This is a genomic window from Nitrospinota bacterium, assembly GCA_035528715.1.
In the GTDB taxonomy this organism is placed as follows: domain Bacteria; phylum JADFOP01; class JADFOP01; order DATKYB01; family DATKYB01; genus DATKYB01.
The window spans coordinates 1-2218 of sequence record DATKYB010000149.1 but is presented as its reverse complement, the minus strand read 5'-3'; the positions used below and the strand labels follow the sequence as shown (position 1 = coordinate 2218).

The following is a 2218-nucleotide window of genomic DNA, read 5'->3' as shown; positions in this document are numbered from 1 at the left end:
TGTTTACGCTGTGCCAAGAAATAGAGCAGGGAAAACCCTCTAGCTGTGATTTTTGCTTCTTTCCCCTCAAAGATAATTCTATCTGGCCGCCGCTGTGAGATTTCTAATACAGGTTCCAATAATGTGACAGGAGAAGCTGCCGTTAATTGCCGTTCGCTAATACTAATACCACATTCTTCTGACACTTTCTTATAATCCTTCAATTTTTCATCTTGGATTATCCATTTTTCTTTTAGCATTTTCTGATGATTATTTTCTTCTTTCATTTTTTTCTGAATTCTTTGAATTAATCTTTTCGGAAGCAATTTACCCAACTCGACCTCACTCGCATCCCTCAAAGAATTCACATCCCCATAACCTGCCCCCACCAACTTTCTAATATAGTATCGGCTTAAACCGGGTATATATAGCAGGGCCAAATTTATTCCCTCTTCCTGTACTCCTTCTACTAATCTGCTGGACAGCATCCTTATTTTATTCAAATCTTTCATTTATTATTTTCTCCCAACCTAAACTTTCTGCTATCGCTGACAGACTATCTGATAACCAGGAAAAACCCTCCCCCAATCTATAGATACAACCCCGGTAAAGACCATATTCCTCCTCAATTGTCTTAACACTCTTTTTTCCCTCCACCCAATCGTATAATAAATGGGTCTTCTTACAGGTGATATAATCTTCTAAAGAGGTGATTTCTTCCTTTTCTTTTTTCATTAAAATATTATCCCGAAAAAGTTTCTTATCTTCATCATTCTGCTCAAAGATCAGATGCAGGAGCTTATTCCAGTAATTTTTTCTGCCTCCGTCTTGATCAATTCCCTTTTTATAATCATCTCTAATAGCTTGAGAAAAGGGGATAGGCAAAGCTTTACCATCCGGGCTTAAAGCCAGCAAAAAAAGAATCTCCAGATTGCTAATATCTCCATTTTTACAATATCTCAACCAGGATTTAAAAAACAAAAAAGTTTCAACTTTAATTCTTTTAGCAGCTATTAAAATACCGCTGTCGGTAGGAGATAAAACACCATTTTCATTCATCCTTATCAATCGGTTTTCTTTTAAAATATTCAGGCAATTCTCTATTTTTTTATCGATATTTGCCTTATTAAAAGCAAACTGCCAGTAACCGGAAAGGAAATTTCCATCATCGGATTTACTCTGATTTTTTCGGGAAACAAATTCCTCTTTTATTAAATTAATCTTTAACTCATTATGCTTAAAATTTAGATTTACCACTACCCTTAAAAGATAAGTAAGAAAATCATTGTCTATATTTACTAACTGCATATTTGCCTTATGATTGTAATTATTATCTCTTAAAGATTTAAAATAAAGATTCTGGTAAATGGTCTGAAAGAGCAGGGAATGAGCCAAAAAGATGACCCTTCCAAACTCCTGCCTGTTTTGAAAATTAAAAGAATTGCCCTCTTTTCTCATTTCTTCTATATTTAATATCCCGGCTCTTCCGGCCATATTTTCAATAGCGGCAAAGGTGAGGCTGGTTCGATAATTAGGAGGGTAATTTCCTTCATCATTATATATTTTATCCATGGCAATAATCACATTCTTAAAATGAAGATTGATACCCATTGTCATAATGCTGGTAGCGCAGATAACCTTTATTTCCCCCTCTTTTTGATAAGTCTCAATCAAATTTCTTTCTTCCCATGAGAGGTTCTGATTATAATGAGCAATCCCTTTTTCCAAGGTCTCTCTCAATTCATCACGGGATAAAGTGTCTTCCATTTCCTCCAGCTCTTTTAAGGCACAAGTTGCCCCGGGGCTCTCTAATTGAGAGGCCAGCCACTTAGCCCATTTTTGTGTCTCTGCACAGGTTGCAAAAAATATCAAGACCGATTCTCTCTGTTTTACCAGATACCTGACTGTCTCCAACAAATAATCTTCAAAACAATTTTCACGAACTGCCTCCGGTTTAAAAAATATTTCTTTTTTGCAATTTTCCTTCTTATTAGAAGTAACATATTTAAAGACACCACCTCTTACTATGCCTTTTCGCAGTTCCACCGGACGTTGATAGGAAATAAGGGTTCGTGCAGGAAACCACCTTAAAAGAGCTTCCTGCTCTTCAATATAAGCTGAAAGGGCGATGATTTTAATATTTTTATTCTTTGTATCGATATGGCTTACCATACTTTCCAGCAGAAGACCCCATTTTGAATCATTAATCAACTGCAATTCATCGATGATGACTAAAGAA

Annotated in this window: 2 protein-coding genes; both read right to left on the bottom strand. The window is 35.8% G+C overall.

Going from position 1 to position 2218, the window contains the following annotated elements; all coding sequences use genetic code 11:
* A partial coding sequence (locus VMW81_10380; protein HUU51346.1) for a hypothetical protein occupies positions 1-491 on the bottom strand: 491 nt, incomplete at its 3' end.
* A partial coding sequence (locus VMW81_10375; protein HUU51345.1) for a helicase-related protein occupies positions 475-2218 on the bottom strand: 1744 nt, incomplete at its 5' end. The genes VMW81_10375 and VMW81_10380, both read right to left, overlap by 17 nt.